The following is a 16,928-nucleotide window of genomic DNA, read 5'->3' on the forward strand; positions in this document are numbered from 1 at the left end:
TCTTCAACAAGATCAAACACTTCCGCCGTATCGCCACCCGCTTCGACAAGACGGCGGAAAACTTCCTCGCCGCCGTGAAGCTCGCGTCCATCCGCATCTGGCTACGCGGTTATGAGTCTACGGCCTAAGAGACCAATTGTTCTTGTTATGCAGAAGTCAGTACGACCCTTGCAACAGAGGCGTCCTTTTCTCCGTTAGCAGCCGCGGCCATATTCTATACTTTGCGCCCAAAGTACGGAGAGACATAAATGAACACGAAATATGCAATCATTAGCGCTATTCTTGCATTCGTCCCAAATGGAAGCGCCTACAGCAACAATGACGTCCCCATGTCGCAGATATCGGCAATTGTTGTCGATGGCCCCTATGAAATAACTAATGAAAAAGGAGTAATTGGATACGTCATAGCAAGAGAAGAAAAGTTAGTAATGTTTGCTCCATGCGACGGCAGGAGCTTCAAGCTAGATCCACAGAAACTGACTAAGACAGATGGAGATTGCCGTTCCAGCCCATCTCCCAAAGAAATCCCTCTAATAGTCGATTGCTCTTCGACGAATTATATACATAGTGCCCTTCTCGCAAAATTTAATGCAACCGGATATCCTGTCGGCACACTCATTTCGATTGATGAAAAACAGCATTCTATTCATGCAATAGAAAATAAAACCGAAGAAGCTACCATTAAGATTGCAGCTGTTCACAAAATTTCGACCTGCGGAACCTCCCTTGCAGGCTTCAACGCTAGGGGTCAGCCTGTCATTCAATTCATAAAAGCTTACATGCCCTTCACCGATCTAGAGAAGTAAATAGAAGCCGCTGACCCGTCCAATAGAAAAAGCCGCCGGCGGTGCCGGCGGCCTTCGACCATCTGGCACGAGAGTGGCCGGCGCGTCAGCGCGGCGCCATCACCATGATCATCTGGCGGCCTTCAAGTTGCGGCTCGCTCTCCACCTTGGCGATCTCGCTCATCTCTTCCTTGACGCGCACCAGCAGCTTATAGCCGAGATCCTGGTGCGCCATCTCGCGGCCGCGAAAACGCAGCGTCACCTTGACCTTGTCGCCCTCCTCGAAGAAGCGGCGCATGGCCTTCATCTTCACCTCGTAGTCGTGGGTGTCGATGCCCGGCCGGAGCTTGATTTCCTTGACCTCGACGGTCTTCTGGCGCTTGCGCGCCTCCGCGGCCTTCTTCTGCTCGAGAAACTTGTAGCGCCCGTAGTCGAGCAGCTTGCAGACCGGCGGTGTCGCGTTCGGAGCAATCTCGACGAGATCGAGCCCCACCTCCTCGGCGATCCTCAGCGCATCGAAGAACGACACGATGCCGCGATTCTGCCCGTTCTCGTCAATGAGCTGGACCTCACGGACACCACGGATGTCCCGGTTGGCGCGCGGCCCCTCCTTCTGGGGCATCGCCATTGCTCTCATAGGCCTGCGAATGGTTCGTAACTCCTCGTTCGGCGCCGTTGCGGATACATCCTGCGGCCTCGGGCAGCGCGATATGGCCCGACCTCTTCGGACCGATCCGCCGATGCCAAGCCGCGACGCTGCCGCGCCGGTACGCTCGTTCTGGCTGAAACGCGGACATTCTGCACAAAGGCAGGAAAAGTCAACAGATCAAGCGCGCCGCCGTGGGGCACGCGCCTCGATCAGGGCGGCATAGACGTCGAGCGTGTCGGAGACCATGCGCTCGAGCGAGAACATGTCCTCCACATGCGCCCGGGCCCTGAGGCGCAGTGCCTCGGCCTGGGTAGCGCCGAGCGACAGCACCTCGCCGAGAGCCGCCGCCAGCGCCGGCGCATCGCCCGCCGGCACGTGCCAGCCCGTACGCGCCCCGGCGTCGACCTGCGGCGGGGCGAGAACCGTCTCCGGCACCGCACCAAGGTCGCTCGTTACCACGGGCGTGCCCATGGCCTGCGCCTCCACGGCCACCCGGCCGAAGGCCTCCGGCTCGGTCGAGGGCACGGCAACGACGGAGGCCGCCAGCATGGCCGCCGGCATGTCGGCGCAATGGCCGACGCGACGCACAATGCCCTGCAGCCCGCGCTCGGCGATAAGGCCGTCAATCTCCCGCACATAGCCGTCGCGCCCCTGGGCGTCGCCCGCAAAGACGAACACGACATCGCGCAGGCCGCCGTCGGCGAGACGGCGCGCCGCCTCCACGAGTACCCGGTGTCCCTTCCAGCCCGTCAGCCGCGCGGCGAGCAACACGATGCGCTCGTGCGGCGCGACGTTCCACTGCCGGCGCAGCGCATCGACCCGGGCCGGTGACACGGCCGAAGGAGAGAAGACCGAGAGGTCGGTGCCGCGGTGGATCACGCGCAGCCGCTCACGGGCGAAGGGATGCATGGCGGAGATAAGCTCGGCCGTATAGCGCGAATTGGCGATGACGACGTCGCCGCGCGCCATCACCGAGTTGTAGGTGACCTTCACCTTGGAACGGCCGGAATAGCTGCCGTGATAGGTTGTGACGAAGGGAAGGCCGAGCGCTCGCGCCGCCGTCAGTGCCACCCAGGCCGGCGCGCGTGAGCGCGCATGCACCACCTCCACCCCCTCATCGAGGCAGATGCGCATCAGCTTGCGGGCGTTGACCAGCATGGCGAGCGGATTCTTGCTCGCGGCGGGAAAGGGTATCCAAACGCCGCCCTTGGCCTGTAGCTCGCCGACGAGCCGCCCGCCGGCGGTCGCCACCAGCGCCCGCGCGCCGACGGCGGCGAGGCCGGCCGCGACATCGACCGCCGTGCGCTCCGCCCCCCCGATCTCGAGCTCGGGAACGATCTGCAGCACCGTGCGCCCCGTCAGGGGGTGCTCGGTCGAAGTGGGAAAAGGTGCCGGCATGCCGGGTCGCGTCAAAACTGCCACCGGTGTATGAGGCCTCCGAAACGCTGAACTTGAGAACAGCCCCTGCGGAGTGTTTAGGATGAGCGCGCCCGAACCGCAATTTCTGAAGCGACAGGAAAATGGGGACGAGTACCGCCTTGCGCTGCGCAAGCGTGAAGGCGCGGCCCCCGCCGTCGTCTGGCTCGGCGGCTTCCGCTCCGACATGTTGGCGACCAAGGCCTCGGCCCTCGACGACTGGGCGGTGCGCACCGGCCATGCCTTCGTGCGCTTCGACTATGCCGGCCATGGCGAATCGGAGGGCGATTTCGAGAGAAGCTGCATCTCCACCTGGCTCGCCGACAGCCTCGCCGTGATCGAGGCCGAGGCCGGTGAAGCGCCGATCCTCGTCGGCTCCTCCATGGGCGGTTGGCTGGCGCTGCTCGCCACGCGCGCCTTGCGCGCGAAGAACTCGCCCGCCGCACCCGGCGGCCTCGTGCTGATCGCCCCCGCGGTCGATTTCACCGAGCGGCTGATGTGGGGCGAGATGCCGGAGGCGGTGCGGGACGAGATCATGCGCGAGGGCCGCTACCTGCAGCCCTCGCAATATTCACCCGAGCCCTATGCCATCACGCGCCGCCTGATCGAGGACGGGCGCAACCACCTGATGCTCGGCAGCGCCATCGCCACCGGCTGCCCGATCCACATCCTGCAGGGCATGCAGGACCCGGACGTGCCGTGGCAGCACGCGATGGAGCTCGTCGAGCATCTGCCGGGGGACGAGGCCGTCGTCACGCTGGTGAAGGACGGCGACCACCGCCTGTCGCGGCCGCAGGACCTCGACCTGCTCGTCGGCGCGGTGGAAAACCTCGCTGTCCAGAAGGTCAGTGGACGCTGACCGTCTCGAGGTCGTTTGCCCAGGCATTGGCGATGGCGGCGTCCTTCGAATCGGTCAGAAGGATGGGGGTGCCGTCGGCCGCCAGCAAGGCAAAGAGATCGAGACCGGGCTGAATGTCCGGCGCCTGCGGGAAGATCTCGCGCACCCGCTCGGAGCGGATGGCTCGCACATAGGCAACCTTGCCGCCACCAGCCTGCGCCAGCGCCGCGACATCGTGGACATCGCCGCGGAATTCGAAAGTATCGTTGTCGTTCATCGCACCCTCCTCATGAAGCGGTGTCGGTGTTCGGCCGCGGCTCACCCGCGCGCCTGGATGTCGATCTTGCGGATGATCCGCTCCGGTTCCGGCCTTGCGAGATCGACGGACAGAAGGCCGTTCGAGAGGTCTGCACTGAGCACCTCCATTCCATCAGCCAGCAGAAAGGTTCGCTGGAACTGCCGCGCGGCAATGCCGCGATGCAGGAAGTGGCGTGTCTTGTCGTCGCTCTGCCGCCCGCGGATGACGAGTTGGTTCTCCTCGACGGTGATCTCCAGCTGGTCCCGGGTAAAGCCGGCGACCGCGAGCGTGATTCGCAGCCGGTCCGGCTCGCTGTCGGTGCGCGGCAGCCGCTCGATGTTATACGGCGGATAGCCGTCCGACGTCGCCTTGGCGACGCGATCGAGCGCTCGTTCGATCTCGTCGAAGCCGAGCAGAAACGGGGAGGACAAGGACGGTACACGCGACATTGCGAAGCCCTCTCAGGCACTTCGGATCCTTGGACCCGCCTTGGGCGGCATCCTCGTTGCCAAGCATATGGCGTCCCTCCGCCGACGGGTCAAGAGCACGGCGCACGCGCCGCGGTCGTTGCCGCGCGGCTGAAGGCGAAGGAGGAGAGGACGTCCGCCGGCGGGACCGTCAGATGGCGCCCCGGCCCGGAAGCGGGCCACGGCGGCCGGATGCACCCATGCTGCTGCGCAACATACGCTATTTTTTGGAGGCTACACAGTGGAGAATGAGTTTGGTGGAGCCAGGCGGAATCGAACCGCCGACCTCTTGAATGCCATTCAAGCGCTCTCCCAACTGAGCTATGGCCCCATCCGAACCGGTGCGGCTTGGGTTCCGCACGGGGCCGCCGCGAGGGCGACGGCCGGGTCTATATCCTCAATGCGCCGTTGTATCAAGCCTCTTCATCGTCGTCGATGTCGCCGTCGATGAGATCGCTCACGTCGTCGTCCGAGGTTTCGTCTTCTTCCAGGAAAGTGTCGTCGTCGTCAATATCATCTTCGATATCGACATCGTCATCCACAGCCCCTTCCTTGGCCTTCTCGCCGGCAGCAACCTCGTCGAGGGAGACGATGTCCGCACCCGTCTCGAGCTCGGTTTCCTCGCCCTCCTCGGCCCGCGCTGTCTCCGCGCGGCCGCGCAGGGCCTGGACGACGAAGACCGTCCCGCACTTCGGGCAGACGATCGGATCCTTGTTGAGGTCGTAGAACTTGGCGCCGCAGCTCAGGCATTGGCGCTTCGTGCCGAGTTCCGGTTTCGCCACGGTGGTGCTCTCTTCCGGGGTTGAGGTTGAGCGCTCCCGTTAGTCATGTGTCCGCCGCCTGTCAAACCCTAATCGCAGTTTTTTCGGCGGGCGGCCCGGCGATTTCATCCGGCGAGGAAATGCGCTAGGGAGCGCATGCCGCCCTTTCAACTGGAACCGAGCGACCGTGTCTTCCCATTCCGCAACACCGCAACCGCTCATCGCCCGCCGCGGGGCCAGCCTCGCCGGCCGCCTGCGCGTGCCCGGCGACAAGTCCATCTCCCACCGCTCGCTGATCTTCGGCCTCCTGAGCGCCGGCGAGACGGCGATCAGCGGTCTTCTCGAGGGCGAGGACGTCCTGCGCACGGCGGATGCCGCCCGCGCGCTCGGCGCGGATGTCGAGCGTCTCGGCGAGGGGCGCTGGCGGGTTCGAGGCGTCGGCATCGGCGGGCTCTCGCGCCCGGCCGGCGTGCTCGACTTCGGCAATGCCGGCACCGGCTCTCGCCTGATGATGGGCGTCGTCGGCGGCCATCCGATCACCGCGACCTTCGACGGCGACGCCTCCCTGCGCAAGCGCCCCATGCGCCGCATCCTCGACCCGCTCGTGAAAATGGGCGCGCGAGTCGTGTCCGAGGCGGAGGGTGGGCGCTGTCCCATCACTTTGGAAGGTGCGCGCGAGACCGTGCCGATCGTCTATGAGACGCCTGTCGCCTCGGCACAGATCAAGTCGGCCGTGCTGCTCGCCGGCCTCAATGCGCCAGGCCGCACCACCGTCGTCGAGAACGAGGCCTCGCGCGACCACACCGAGCGCATGCTGCGCCACTTCGGCGCCGAGGTGAGCGTCGAGCCCCACGGCATCCACGGCCGGCGCATCACCGTCGTCGGCCACCCGGAGCTGACGGCGCGACCCGTCGTCGTGCCGGCCGATCCTTCCTCTGCCGCCTTCCCGCTGGTCGCCGCGCTGATCGTGCCGGGCTCGGACATCGTCCTCGAAGGCGTCATGATGAACCCGCTGCGCACTGGCCTCGTCACCACGCTCATGGAGATGGGCGCGGACATCGCCGTGCTCGACCGACGCGAGGAGGGCGGCGAGGATGTCGCGGACCTGCGCGTGCGCGCTGGCACCCTGAAGGGCATTGACGTCCCGGCCGAGCGCGCCCCGTCGATGATCGACGAGTATCCGATCCTCGCCGTCGCCGCCGCCTTCGCCGAGGGCGAGACGGTGATGCGCGGCCTGCACGAGCTGCGCGTCAAGGAATCGGACCGGCTCGAGGCCGTGCTGGCCGGCCTCCGCGCGGCCGGGGTCGATGCCGAGATCGCCGGTGACGACCTCATCGTGCGCGGCGGGCGTGTTCCGGGCGGCGGCACGGCTGCGACGCATCTCGACCACCGCATCGCCATGTCCTTCCTGGTGCTGGGCCTCGCCAGCGAGAAGCCGATGCAGGTCGATGACGGCACGATGATCGCGACGAGCTTCCCGACCTTCGTGCCGCTGATGCACGGCCTCGGCGCCGATATCGGCTGACGGGCGGGGGATGCCATGATCATCGCCATCGACGGCCCCGCCGCCTCCGGCAAGGGCACGCTCGGGCGCCGGCTCGCCGCTCACTTCGGCCTGCCGCATCTCGACACCGGTCTGCTCTATCGGGCCGTGGCGCAACGCCTTCTCGCAGCCGGGGAAACTCTGGACGATGTTGCGGCGGCAACGGCGGCGGCCCGGGAGCTCGACCTCGAACGTCTCGACGAGGGCGCCCTGCGCGGTCGCGCGATGGGCGAGGCCGCCTCCATCGTCGCCGCCATGCCGAGTGTGCGCGAGGCGCTCATTGCCCTGCAGCGCGCCTTCGCCGGCCAGCCCGGCGGGGCAGTGCTCGACGGCCGCGATATCGGCACCGTGATCTGCCCCGAGGCCGATGTGAAGCTCTTCGTCACGGCGAGCGCCGAGGAGCGGGCCCGTCGCCGCTGGCGCGAACTCGTCGCGCGCGGCGAGCCGGCCGACGAGGCCGCGATCCTCGAGGACATCCGCCGCCGCGACCGGCGTGACGCCGAGCGCCCCACGGCCCCCCTCGCGGTGGCGCCTGATGCGCACCAGCTCGACACCACCCGGCTCGATGCCGACGGCGCCTTCGCGGCGGCGCTTGGCATCGTCTCGGCCGTGGTGGCCTCGCGCACGAAATCGTGAGCCGGCCAGGGCGGGACGTTCCATCGTTTCGCCGGGAGTGGCACACTTGATGGTCCCCCTCGCCTACTGGGAGAGAGGAGACGCGAGATGGGCCATCCGGCAATTGGGACGCTGCCGTGGGGATCGTTGGCCGGGGCAGCACTCGCCGGCCTCATGATGCTGCCGGCAGGAGCGCTCGCGCAGGCAGGGCCGCAGGAGGTCGATGTCGCGCTCGTCATCGCCGTCGACATCTCCTATTCCATGGACGAGGACGAGCAGCGCCTGCAGCGCAAGGGCTATGTCGAGGCGTTGCGCTCGACGCCCGTGCTTGACGCCATCGCGCGCGGCCCCGTCGGCCGCATCGCCGCCACCTATGTCGAATGGGCGGGCTCGAACTCTCAGGACATCATCGTTCCTTGGCAGGTCATCGAGGGGCCCGAGAGCGCCGATGCCTTCGTGGAGCGCATCGCCGCCGCGCCCATCCGGCGCGCCTATCGCACCTCGATCTCCGGTGCCATCGACTTCGCCGCCAACCTCTTCGGCAGCAGCGGCGTCGCGGCCATGCGGCAGGTGATCGACATCTCCGGCGACGGGCCGAACAACCAGGGCCGGCCAGTGACCGACGCCCGCGACGAGGCGGTCGCCCGCAACATCACGATCAACGGCCTGCCGCTGCTCTACAAACGCTCGAGCTACATGGACATCGCCGATCTGGACGCCTACTACCGCGACTGCGTCATCGGCGGCCTCGGCGCGTTCATGGTGCCCGTGCGCGAGATCGAGCAGTTCCAGGACACCATCCGCAAGAAGCTCGTCATGGAGATCGCCGGCGTCAGCGGGCCTGCGCCGCAGGTCGAGCGCACGGCCGCGGAAAAGAAGGCCTCCTGCCTTGTCGGCGAATGGCGCTGGAACGAGCGCATGGGAAACTGATGCCGATGCCCTGTCGGATCCCGCCCCCGACGCCTGCGAGACGAGCGGGACGCGGGGGACGGCAAAAGCGCGATTGCACAAAGGTGGCCGCTTTCCTAAGACCGGGGAGCCTTCCTCCGGCCTCCAGCGAAAGCCGCCATGACTGAGACCACCGAGACACCCGCCGCCACCCCCACCATCGCCCTCGTCGCCCATGACGCGAAGAAGGCAGAGATGGCCGCCTTCGTCGAGGCGCATCGCAACGAACTCGCAGCCACGAGGCTCTATGCCACCGGCACGACCGGCGCGCGCGTCATGGAGCGCTGCCCGGAGCTCAGCGTGACGCGGCTGAAGAGCGGGCCGCTCGGCGGCGACCAGCAGATCGGCGCCATGATTGCCGAGGGTCGCATCGACATGCTCATCTTCTTCGTCGATCCGCTGTCGCCACATCCGCACGACGTCGACGTGAAGGCGTTGATGCGCCTTGCCCTCGTCTACGATATTCCCATGGCGCTTAACCCTGCCACCGCCGCCCGGCTGCTGCCCGTCGCGGCATCGGCCTGACGGCGCGGGGGCATCGCTAAGTGCCGCGCGGCTTGGCGCGCGTCGTCGGCGTGGCGCTGACCGGGTCCTCCGGCCAGGGATGTTTGGGATAGCGGCCGCGCAGGTCAGCTCGCACGCCGGCCCAGGACCCGCGCCAGAAGCCCGGCAGGTCGCGCGTAATCTGGATGGGCCGGTGCGCCGGCGACAGCAGTTCGAGGATGAGCGGCACGCGCCCGCCGGCGAGCGTCGGATGCCGGTCGAGCCCGAACAGTTCCTGCACCCGAAGGGCAATGGACGGTCCCTCCTCCCCGCCATAGTCGACGAGGATGCGCGAGCCTGTCGGTGCCTCGAAATGGGTCGGTGCCTCGGTATCGAGACGGCGCATCAGCTCCCAGGGCACGAGGCTGCGCAGCGCCGCGTCGAGATGGCCGGCGTCGATCCCGGACAGGCTGGTCAAGCCGACGATATGGCGGGCGAGCCAGCGCTCGGCAGTTTGCGCCAGGGCCTCGTCCGTGAGGTCTGGCCAAGGTTCGCCCTCGGCGCGGCGCAGGAAGGCAACACGCTCGCGCAGTTGCTGCTGGCCCTTCGTCCAGGGCAGGCAATCGATGCCGATGGCTGCGACGCCCCGCGCCAGCACGGCGGCGGAAGCCTCGTCCGCCGGCACGGCAAGCGGGTGCTGGGCGAGGACGAGGGCGCCGAGGCGGCGTAGCTTGCGGGCGCGCAGGGCCCGGGCGGCCCGATCGAACACCACCTCTTCCACATTCTCGATGTGATGGCCTGCGATAGCCTCGATGCCAGCTGGCGTGATCGGCGCCGCCAGCACGATGCGGGCGCTTGCGCCGCCGCCGGCGATCTCGGCCACGGCAAGGAAGGATTCGCGCGCCAGCCGGTCGGCCGAGTCGACGAAGGCGCCGCGGCCGTTGGCAAGCAGGAACTCACCCGCCTTGCCACGCGCGCGTGCGATGCGGTCCGGATAGGCTAGCGCGACGAGGACGCCGGGGTCATCGTTCGCCGCCGCGGCCGGCAGCCCGGCCGCAGCGGATTGCTGGGCCCAGCCGGCCGCCGTGCGGCGCATGTCGGCCGCCCGACGTGAACGGTCGGCCCGGAAGCGCTCCAGCCGCTCGACGAGATCCGTGCCGCTCCCACCGAGCCCGCGCTCGACGAGGATGGCGGCAATCTCCGCTGCAGTGCCGGCCGCGGTGCCGGCGGCGAGGACCATACGCGCGAGGCGCGGCGGTAGTGGCAGGTCGTGCAGGTGCCGGCCCGTCGGCGTGAGCCGCCCGCTACCGTCGAGCGCGTCGATCTCGACGAGGAGGCGCCGCGCCTCGGCAAGCGCGGGGGCGGGCGGCGCGTCGAGGAGGCGCAGCCGCATCGGGTCGCTGAGCCCCCAGGCCGCGCAGTCGAGCAGCAGCGGTGCAAGGTCGGCGGTCAGGATCTCGGGCCGTGCGAAAGGCTCGAGCGCGCCGTTGCCCGCCTCCTCCCACAGCCGGTAGCAGACGCCCGGCTCCGTCCTGCCGGCGCGGCCGCGCCGCTGGTCGGCCGAGGCGCGCGACACGCGCACCGTCTCGAGCCGCGTCAAGCCGATGTCGGGCTCGTAGCGCGGCACGCGCGCGAGACCGGAATCGATGACGACCCGGACACCGGCGATCGTCAGCGAGGTCTCGGCGACGGCGGTGGCCAGGACCACCTTGCGCCGCCCGGGCGGCGCAGACGCGATGGCCCGGTCCTGCGCGACACGATCAAGGGTGCCGTAGAGGGGCGCAATGTCGACGCTTGGGTCACGGATGCGCGCGCCTAGCATCTCCGCCACGCGGCGGATCTCGCCCTGGCCGGGCAGGAAGACGAGGAGCGAGCCGGCCTCGACACCGAGCGCTGCCACCACGGCATCGGCCACGTCTTCCTCGATGCGCCGGCCGGGCGTGCGGCCGAGATAGCGCGTCTCGACCGGAAAGGCGCGACCTTCGCTTTCGATCACCGGCGCATCGCCGAGGAGCGCGGCAACGCGCGCGCCATCGAGCGTCGCCGACATGACGAGGAGCCGCAGATTCGCGCTGAGGGCCTCCTGCGTCTCGATGGCGAGCGCGAGGCCGAGATCGGCATCGAGCGAGCGCTCGTGGAACTCGTCGAACAGGACCGCCGACACGCCCTCGAGCGCCGGATCGTCGAGGATCATGCGCGTGAACACGCCTTCGGTGACGACCTCGATGCGTGTCTTGCGCGAAACGCGCGTCTCCAGCCGGACCCGGAGGCCAACCGTCTCGCCGACCGTTTCGCCCAGAGTGGCCGCCATGCGAGCGGCCGCCGCGCGCGCTGCGAGACGCCGCGGCTCGAGCACGATGACACGCCCCGCACACCAGGCCTCGTTGCGCAGGACGAGCGGCACGCGCGTCGTCTTGCCGGCGCCGGGCGGTGCCACGAGGACCGCGGCATTGCGGGCCGCGAGCGCGGCACGCAGGGCCGGCAGCGCGTCATCCACTGGCAAGGGCTCGCGTAACGGTTGATGCGTCATGCCGTCCTTGATGGCGAAGAAGAAGGCTGCCCGCAAGCGAAGCCGCACGGCCCCATCCGGGATCGCCGCGGAAGAGGGTTTGCGTATCGTGAAGGAATGCAACGGCGGCGCAGGGCTTTGTTTACGCTCCAGGCGTAGTCTCGCTGCCCAGCCGCCATCAAAGCGACGACTGGAATGCCCTCGTTCAGTTACTTCCTTCCGTTCGTCGAGAGCGCATCGTTTCTCGTGCTGTCGGCCGTGCTGCTCGCGATTCTCGCGCCGCCGCTGGCGCGATGGCCCCTGGTCTGGCAGGTGGCCGTCGGCGTTGTCTTCGGTCTCGTCGCCATGGTGAGCATGTATCGGCCGGCTGTTCCGGTTCCGGGTTTGCTGTTCGACGCACGCAACGTCATGGTGACGCTCGCCGCTCCGGTCGGCGGCATCGCGAGCGCCGTGATCACCGCCGCGATGGCGATGGTGGTGCGCTGGGACGCGGGAGGAACCGGACTTGCCGCAGGGCTCATCGGCATCGGCACGAGTGCCGTGGCCGGATCGGCCTATCATCTGTTTCTGCGTCGCAAGCGACGCGCCCTGAATCATCGTGACATCCACGCCCTCGGGGCCATGGCAGGCATCCTGCCGCTGTTCAGCCTAGCTGCCCTTCCGTCCTGGGAAGCGACCCTCGCCGCACTGCAGACGATTGCCGTTCCGCATGTCGTCGTGAACTGGCTCGGCGTCGAGTTCACCGGCCTGCTCATTCTCTGGGATCGGGAACGGCGCTCGGCGGTGCACGCTCTCGGCGAGACCGAGCTGTTGCGGCGCGGCATCGTCGACAATGCGCCGGGGGTGCTCTTCCAGCGCGTGCTGCATCCGGACGGCCGCATCTCCTTCCCGTTCGTTTCCAAGGGAGCCATCGAGATATTCGGCATCGAGGCAGCCGAAATCATGAAAAGCGCCGACAGTCTGCACCGCCTCGTCCACCCGGAGGATCTCCCCGCATATCGCGAGGCGCTCGACCTCTCCGCCCGCGATGGCGTGCCGTGCAACGTGCAGATCCGCGTCATCCGCCCGGAGGACGGCCGCATCGTCTGGCTGCGCACCCAGGCGACACCACGCACGGGCAACAGGGGCGAGATCATCTGGGACGGCTTTGTCATCGACGTGACCGACCGTATCACCGCTGAGGAGCTGAAGGCGGAGAACGAGCGCTCGCGCCAGCGCACGCTGCGCGAACTCGCCGACCGTTTCGAGCACGGGGTCGGGCAGGCGCTGCGCCAGCTCTCGCGGGCTGCCGATGACATGCGGGCGGCCGCCGGCAACCTCGCCACCACGGCGCAGGGCACCAGCCGCAAGGCGACCGAGGTCGCCGCCGATGCCGAGGCGACCTCGGCGCACGTGCGCACCGTGGCCGGCGCGGCGGAGCAGATCCACGCCTCCATCGACGAGTTGACCCGCCAGTCCATGGTCACGGTCGGCAAGGCACGCGAGACCTCCGAACATGTCGCCATGACCCGCGCCGACGTCGACGGCCTTGTCGATGCGGTGCAGAAGATCGGCACCATCGTCGAGTTCATCGAGGACATCGCCAATCAGACGAACCTTCTCGCCCTTAACGCCACCATCGAGGCCGCACGCGCCGGCGCCGCCGGCCGCGGCTTTGCGGTGGTGGCGAGCGAGGTCAAGAGCCTCGCCGTGCAGACGAGCCGGGCAACCGCCGAGATCGCCGCCAATATCGAGACCATCCGCAGCGCCTCCGTGGCGGCCGTGCGGGCCGTGGCCTCCATGGACGGCACGGTGGCCGACATCGGTCAGGCCGTTTCCATCGTCGCCGATGTCGCCAAGGCCCAGTCCCGCGCCGCCGAGGAGATCGCCGTCAGCGCCCGCCAGGCGGCCACGAGCACCCAGGCTGTCTCGGGCAACATCGGCGACGTGCGACTCGACGCCCAGAGCGCCGGCGTCGCCGCCGAGCAGGTGCTGCAGGCAGCGACGGAACTCGACGAGCAGGCGCTCGCCCTCAACGAGGCCGTCGACGCCTTCGTGCGCCAGGTCCGCTCCGCTTAGGCTGTGTTGACAAAGTGCCTGATCCACAGGCGGATGGCGCCGATGATTGCGAAGCCGAGCTAACTGGCCGAGGCTTTGTCGTAACGGGTGGCGATCCGGCGGTCGTTCTTGAGGCGGTTGCGCAGAGCGTAGACGACGCTGTCGACCGGGAGCCGCGCGAGACGATTGCGCTTCATGGGGATGAGCGGCTCTGCCCCGCGTGCCCGCAGATCGTCGCGGATGGCATTGCTGTCGTAGCCGTTGTCGGCGATCAACACCTTCGCTTCCGGTCCAGGCTGATCGATCATCGGGCCGAAACCCTGGGCGTCGGACGCTTCGCCGGGTGCTGGTAGGCACGCACGACGGTGCTGTCTATCATCTGGACGCTGGCCTGACCCACGTCGCTCGTTGAGCGGGAACCCCCTTTGTCAACACAGCCTAGGGAAAGGGCGTCACTCCGTTGTTCAAATAATGGCGGTGAAGCCGCCTTCATCCAAGTGTCGCTGCCGGAAGACTCACCCGCGCTTTGCGGTCGCGAGAGCGGCCGAGAAAGCGTCGGCGAAGTCCGCCTTCTCATCGGCCGACAGGACGTTGCCCACGGAAACACTTTCGCCGCGCGACACGACTGTCAGGCGTTGCAAACCGAAATCCTCGTCACAGACGCGCTCGAGCCGGGTCCAGGCCGGATTGAATCGCCACTCGCGCCGGTCGCCGCGGTGGCCGACCTTGCGCAGGAGAAGCTCAATCCGGCTCAGGACGACTTCCTCGAAACTGCGGGCGCGGCTGAAGTTGACGCGGAAGGCGAGATAGATGGCGAGCAGGTCAAGGCCGAAGAAGCCTGCAACCGGCCAGGCGCCGGCGAGCATGAAGGGGACGCTGGAGACGAAGGTCGCGACGCACATCAGCGTCATGACCAGGCGGAAGGCGCTCTGCCCCAGCGAGCGGTGCGGCGTGATGAGCGCGCGGAACAGCGGTTCCGCCGCGGGATCGTTCACCGCGTCCGGACTCGGCGGGAGGAAGGGCTTGTCGCTCGTCATCACCGTCCATTATAGGACCGGCATGCGCGTGAAGCATCCTTCTTCTCCCGCCGGCGACACGGCGACTTCCCGACCCCGGCAGGCGGAGGCCGCTGGATCGGCCGGGGTGGTGCCGACCGGGAAGCTGCCGGCCCGTGCCGGCAGGGGCCGCAAGGGCCCAGTCGTGCCGGATGCCGCGACGGTCGCCGAGATCTTCAGACGCTTCCACGATGCCAACCCCGAGCCCAGGGGCGAGCTCGAATACGTCAATCCCTACACCTTGCTCGTCGCAGTCGTGCTGTCGGCCCAGGCGACGGACGCGGGCGTCAACAAGGCGACGCGCCCGCTCTTTGCCATCGCCGACACGCCGGCAAAGATGCTTGCTCTTGGCGAGGAGCCGCTGCGTGAGGCCATCAAGACCATCGGCCTCTACCGCAACAAGGCGAAAAACGTCATCGCCCTGTCGCGTCAGCTCATCGAGCGTTTCGGCGGCGAGGTGCCGCGCTCGCGTGAGGCGCTCGAGACCCTGCCGGGCGTCGGCCGCAAGACGGCGAACGTGGTCATGAACATCGCCTTCGGTGCGCCGACCATCGCCGTCGATACACATCTCTTCCGTGTCGCCAACCGCATCCCGCTCGCCCCGGGCAAAACTCCGCTCGCGGTTGAAATGGGTCTCGAGAAAGTCGTGCCCGAGCCCTATCGGCGCCACGCCCATCACTGGCTCATCCTGCACGGACGCTACGTCTGCAAGGCGCGCAAGCCGGATTGCAGCCGCTGCCTCATCAACGACCTGTGTCGCTACGAGGCCAAGACGATATGAGCCGAGACGGCATGACGGTGGCTCAACCGTAGACGAGGATGCCTGCCAGGCCGGCGGCGCCGATGACGATACGCCACCAGCCGAAGAGGGCGAACCCGTGCCGCGAGACGAAGTTGAGCAGTGAGCGCACTACGAAGAGGCCGGCGACAAAGGCCGAGACGAAGCCGATGACGATGAGGGCACCGTCGTTGAAGGAAAGGTTCTTGTAGTTCTTCAGGAGGTCGTAGGCAAAGGCCCCCGCCATGGTCGGCATGGCGAGGAAGAAGGAGAACTCCGCCGCCGAGCGCTTGTCGGCACCCATCAGCATGGCGCTGACGATGGTTGCACCCGAGCGCGACACGCCGGGGATCATGGCGAGGCACTGGCAGATTCCGATCTTGAGATACATCGGCAGCGGGTAGTGCATGGCATCCCGATGCTCGACTTTCAGTGCCAGGCCGTCCACGGCGAGCAGTATGATGCCGCCGAGGATGAGCGAGATGCAGACGATCGTCGGATCGAACAGCACCTCCTTGATGAAGCCGTGCAAGATGGCGCCGATGATGGCTGCCGGCAGGAACCCGATGAGGACGCCGAGGACGAAACGGCGCATGCCGGGGTCCGTCGGCAGGCCGCGGGCGACGGTGAGGAGCTTGCTGAAATAGACCGACAGGATGGCGAGGATGGCGCCGAGCTGGATCAGCACCTCGAAGGTCTTGCCATTCGATTCGAAGCCGATGAAATGGCCGACGAGCAGCAGGTGGCCCGTCGAGGACACCGGGATGAACTCCGTCAAGCCTTCGATGAGGCCGAGCACGAGTGCTTCGAGCGCGTCCGTGAAAGTCATGCGGCGATCCTGCGGCGGGCTGTGGGCGGGCTGTGAAGAGTTGCGAGAAGGGGCGGCGACGTCGTGTTCCGAGAAACGAATCGAGTTGTCTCGGCCCGGCAGCGGTTCTATACGGGGAATGGCCATCGTGCCAGCCGGTCTGCGCGCGCGGATATGCCGGAAGGTGACCGCTCCCGCCTTATTGCCGCCTGTCTGTCAGCATAGTCCGCGCGTATCATGGCGACCCTGCATCACTATCCCTTCTGTCCGCACTCCCGCTTCATACGGCTCATCTTCGGCGAGATCGGTGCCGAACTATCCCTGGTGGAGGAAAAGCCGTGGGAGCGGCGCACCGAATTCCTGGTGCTTAACCCCGCCGGGCTCGTCCCCGTGCTGGTGGAGGAACAGGGGCTCGTCGTGCCCGGTGCCTCCGTCATCGCCGAATATCTCGACGAGACGCGGAGCGGCGGGCTCGACGCGATGCGCCGCCTCCTGCCGCAGACGGTGGCCGACCGGGTCGAGGTGCGGCGCCTGATGGAGTGGTTCCACCAGAAGTTCTTCGAGGAGGTGTCGGGCTATCTCGTCACCGAGAAGATCTACAAGCGCTTCATGGGGGCCGACGCCGGCGGCGGACCGCCGGACATGAGCGCCATCCGTGCGGCGCGCAGCAATGTCCGCTATCATATGAAATACATCGGCTTCCTGGCGGCGAAGCGGAACTGGCTGGCGGGCGCGCAGCTCTCCTATGCGGACCTCGCGGCGGCGGCGCACTTGTCCTGCGCCGACTATCTGGGCGATGTGCCCTGGGACGAGGACGAAACGGCGAAGGCGTGGTACGCACGGGTAAAATCGCGGCCGTCCTTCCGGACGCTGCTGAACGACAGGGTGCCGGGCATGGCGCCGGCCGCCCACTACGCGGATCTCGATTTCTGACGGGC

At 67.4% G+C, this 16,928-nt stretch carries 17 protein-coding genes, 1 tRNA gene and 2 pseudogenes; 10 read left to right on the forward strand and 10 right to left on the reverse strand.

Features of this window, described 5'->3' with window-relative positions:
- Positions 1-128, forward strand: a pseudogene (locus P2T65_RS05905) (IS5/IS1182 family transposase); the annotation flags it as partial.
- Positions 129-248: 120 nt separating this feature from the next.
- The gene (locus P2T65_RS05910) at positions 249-806 is read left to right on the forward strand and encodes a hypothetical protein (RefSeq protein ID WP_276199403.1); all 558 of its coding nucleotides are present in this window, start codon (positions 249-251) and stop codon (positions 804-806) included.
- A gap of 85 nt (positions 807-891) precedes the next feature.
- Here the strand turns inward: P2T65_RS05910 and infC are convergent, their stop codons facing one another.
- Together infC and P2T65_RS05920 are read right to left on the reverse strand one after the other, a co-directional pair.
- A complete protein-coding gene (infC, locus tag P2T65_RS05915) occupies positions 892-1,413 on the reverse strand; it encodes a translation initiation factor IF-3 (protein ID WP_245280619.1) in 522 nt (173 codons plus the stop codon).
- A 198-nt stretch (positions 1,414-1,611) separates the two neighbouring features.
- A complete protein-coding gene (locus P2T65_RS05920) occupies positions 1,612-2,832 on the reverse strand; it encodes a glycosyltransferase family 4 protein (protein ID WP_198300649.1) in 1,221 nt (406 codons plus the stop codon).
- Positions 2,833-2,914: 82 nt separating this feature from the next.
- On the opposite strand from P2T65_RS05920, the gene P2T65_RS05925 reads away from it, so the two are divergent.
- The gene (locus P2T65_RS05925; RefSeq protein ID WP_055460730.1) at positions 2,915-3,709 is read left to right on the forward strand and encodes an alpha/beta hydrolase; all 795 of its coding nucleotides are present in this window, start codon (positions 2,915-2,917) and stop codon (positions 3,707-3,709) included.
- Here P2T65_RS05925 and P2T65_RS05930 read toward each other — a convergent pair.
- The 4 genes from P2T65_RS05930 to P2T65_RS05945 form a co-directional block, all read right to left on the reverse strand.
- Positions 3,696-3,965: a DUF1150 domain-containing protein gene (locus P2T65_RS05930; RefSeq protein ID WP_055460731.1), complete on the reverse strand. Its 270-nt coding sequence runs from the start codon at positions 3,963-3,965 to the stop codon at positions 3,696-3,698. The genes P2T65_RS05925 and P2T65_RS05930 overlap by 14 nt on opposite strands.
- Before the next feature lie 41 nt (positions 3,966-4,006).
- Positions 4,007-4,435 carry an Hsp20 family protein gene (locus P2T65_RS05935; RefSeq protein ID WP_026015432.1) on the reverse strand — a complete coding sequence of 143 codons (429 nt, stop codon included), beginning with the start codon at positions 4,433-4,435 and terminating at the stop codon, positions 4,007-4,009.
- 273 nt (positions 4,436-4,708) lie between these two features.
- Positions 4,709-4,784 (reverse strand) — tRNA-Ala (locus P2T65_RS05940).
- A gap of 82 nt (positions 4,785-4,866) precedes the next feature.
- The gene (locus P2T65_RS05945; protein WP_055460732.1) at positions 4,867-5,235 is read right to left on the reverse strand and encodes a TIGR02300 family protein; all 369 of its coding nucleotides are present in this window, start codon (positions 5,233-5,235) and stop codon (positions 4,867-4,869) included.
- Positions 5,236-5,401: 166 nt separating this feature from the next.
- On the opposite strand from P2T65_RS05945, the gene aroA reads away from it, so the two are divergent.
- The 4 genes from aroA (at position 5,402) to P2T65_RS05965 (ending at position 8,845) form a co-directional block, all read left to right on the forward strand.
- Positions 5,402-6,739, forward strand: a complete 1,338-nt coding sequence (aroA, locus tag P2T65_RS05950; protein WP_063189722.1) for a 3-phosphoshikimate 1-carboxyvinyltransferase — start codon at positions 5,402-5,404, stop codon at positions 6,737-6,739.
- Between the two features lie 15 nt (positions 6,740-6,754).
- Complete coding sequence (gene cmk, locus P2T65_RS05955; protein WP_055460734.1) at positions 6,755-7,393, forward strand: (d)CMP kinase; 639 nt, start codon at positions 6,755-6,757, stop codon at positions 7,391-7,393.
- A gap of 87 nt (positions 7,394-7,480) precedes the next feature.
- On the forward strand, positions 7,481-8,302 hold the full coding sequence (locus tag P2T65_RS05960) for a DUF1194 domain-containing protein (RefSeq protein ID WP_055460735.1): 822 nt from the start codon (positions 7,481-7,483) through the stop codon (positions 8,300-8,302).
- Between the two features lie 138 nt (positions 8,303-8,440).
- Positions 8,441-8,845, forward strand: coding sequence for a methylglyoxal synthase (locus tag P2T65_RS05965; protein ID WP_055460736.1), 405 nt, complete (start codon positions 8,441-8,443; stop codon positions 8,843-8,845).
- 16 nt (positions 8,846-8,861) lie between these two features.
- Here P2T65_RS05965 and hrpB read toward each other — a convergent pair whose 3' ends face one another.
- Positions 8,862-11,333, reverse strand: coding sequence for an ATP-dependent helicase HrpB (gene hrpB / locus P2T65_RS05970; RefSeq protein WP_276199532.1), 2,472 nt, complete (start codon positions 11,331-11,333; stop codon positions 8,862-8,864).
- A 174-nt stretch (positions 11,334-11,507) separates the two neighbouring features.
- Between hrpB and P2T65_RS05975 the strand changes: the two genes are divergently transcribed.
- Entirely contained in the window at positions 11,508-13,370 is a 1,863-nt protein-coding gene (locus P2T65_RS05975; protein ID WP_055460737.1) for a methyl-accepting chemotaxis protein, read from the forward strand.
- A gap of 59 nt (positions 13,371-13,429) precedes the next feature.
- Here P2T65_RS05975 and P2T65_RS05980 read toward each other — a convergent pair.
- Positions 13,430-13,684, reverse strand: a pseudogene (locus P2T65_RS05980) (transposase); the annotation flags it as partial.
- Between the two features lie 180 nt (positions 13,685-13,864).
- Positions 13,865-14,386, reverse strand: a complete 522-nt coding sequence (locus P2T65_RS05985; protein WP_276199404.1) for a DUF2244 domain-containing protein — start codon at positions 14,384-14,386, stop codon at positions 13,865-13,867.
- Between P2T65_RS05985 and nth the strand changes: the two genes are divergently transcribed.
- Positions 14,373-15,185 (forward strand): endonuclease III, encoded by an 813-nt coding sequence (nth, locus tag P2T65_RS05990; protein WP_245280620.1) that lies wholly within the window; start codon positions 14,373-14,375, stop codon positions 15,183-15,185. The genes P2T65_RS05985 and nth overlap by 14 nt on opposite strands.
- Before the next feature lie 22 nt (positions 15,186-15,207).
- On the opposite strand, the gene P2T65_RS05995 is transcribed toward nth, so the two are convergent.
- Positions 15,208-16,011 (reverse strand): undecaprenyl-diphosphate phosphatase, encoded by an 804-nt coding sequence (locus tag P2T65_RS05995; RefSeq protein WP_063189714.1) that lies wholly within the window; start codon positions 16,009-16,011, stop codon positions 15,208-15,210.
- 216 nt (positions 16,012-16,227) lie between these two features.
- Here P2T65_RS05995 and P2T65_RS06000 point away from each other — a divergent pair, with 216 nt between their 5' ends.
- Positions 16,228-16,923 carry a glutathione S-transferase family protein gene (locus tag P2T65_RS06000; protein ID WP_055460790.1) on the forward strand — a complete coding sequence of 232 codons (696 nt, stop codon included), beginning with the start codon at positions 16,228-16,230 and terminating at the stop codon, positions 16,921-16,923.
- Positions 16,924-16,928: the final 5 nt, after the last annotated feature.

It is taken from the genome of Chelatococcus sp. XZ-Ab1, assembly GCF_029309855.1.
GTDB lineage: Bacteria > Pseudomonadota > Alphaproteobacteria > Rhizobiales > Beijerinckiaceae > Chelatococcus_A > Chelatococcus_A sambhunathii.

Bases quoted from the DNA above. Each gene is read 5' to 3' on its own strand.
- P2T65_RS05910 (WP_276199403.1), top strand. From the start codon at position 249: ATGAACACGAAATATGCAATCATTAGCGCTATTCTTGCATTCGTCCCA.
- P2T65_RS05930 (WP_055460731.1), bottom strand. From the start codon at position 3,965: ATGAACGACAACGATACTTTCGAATTCCGCGGCGATGTCCACGATGTC.
- P2T65_RS06000 (WP_055460790.1), top strand. From the start codon at position 16,228: ATGGCGACCCTGCATCACTATCCCTTCTGTCCGCACTCCCGCTTCATA.
- cmk (WP_055460734.1), top strand. From the start codon at position 6,755: ATGATCATCGCCATCGACGGCCCCGCCGCCTCCGGCAAGGGCACGCTC.
- P2T65_RS05965 (WP_055460736.1), top strand. From the start codon at position 8,441: ATGACTGAGACCACCGAGACACCCGCCGCCACCCCCACCATCGCCCTC.
- P2T65_RS05925 (WP_055460730.1), top strand. From the start codon at position 2,915: ATGAGCGCGCCCGAACCGCAATTTCTGAAGCGACAGGAAAATGGGGAC.
- P2T65_RS05985 (WP_276199404.1), bottom strand. From the start codon at position 14,386: ATGACGAGCGACAAGCCCTTCCTCCCGCCGAGTCCGGACGCGGTGAAC.
- P2T65_RS05960 (WP_055460735.1), top strand. From the start codon at position 7,481: ATGGGCCATCCGGCAATTGGGACGCTGCCGTGGGGATCGTTGGCCGGG.
- P2T65_RS05975 (WP_055460737.1), top strand. From the start codon at position 11,508: ATGCCCTCGTTCAGTTACTTCCTTCCGTTCGTCGAGAGCGCATCGTTT.
- P2T65_RS05995 (WP_063189714.1), bottom strand. From the start codon at position 16,011: ATGACTTTCACGGACGCGCTCGAAGCACTCGTGCTCGGCCTCATCGAA.
- infC (WP_245280619.1), bottom strand. From the start codon at position 1,413: ATGGCGATGCCCCAGAAGGAGGGGCCGCGCGCCAACCGGGACATCCGT.
- hrpB (WP_276199532.1), bottom strand. From the start codon at position 11,333: ATGACGCATCAACCGTTACGCGAGCCCTTGCCAGTGGATGACGCGCTG.
- P2T65_RS05935 (WP_026015432.1), bottom strand. From the start codon at position 4,435: ATGTCGCGTGTACCGTCCTTGTCCTCCCCGTTTCTGCTCGGCTTCGAC.
- P2T65_RS05920 (WP_198300649.1), bottom strand. From the start codon at position 2,832: ATGCCGGCACCTTTTCCCACTTCGACCGAGCACCCCCTGACGGGGCGC.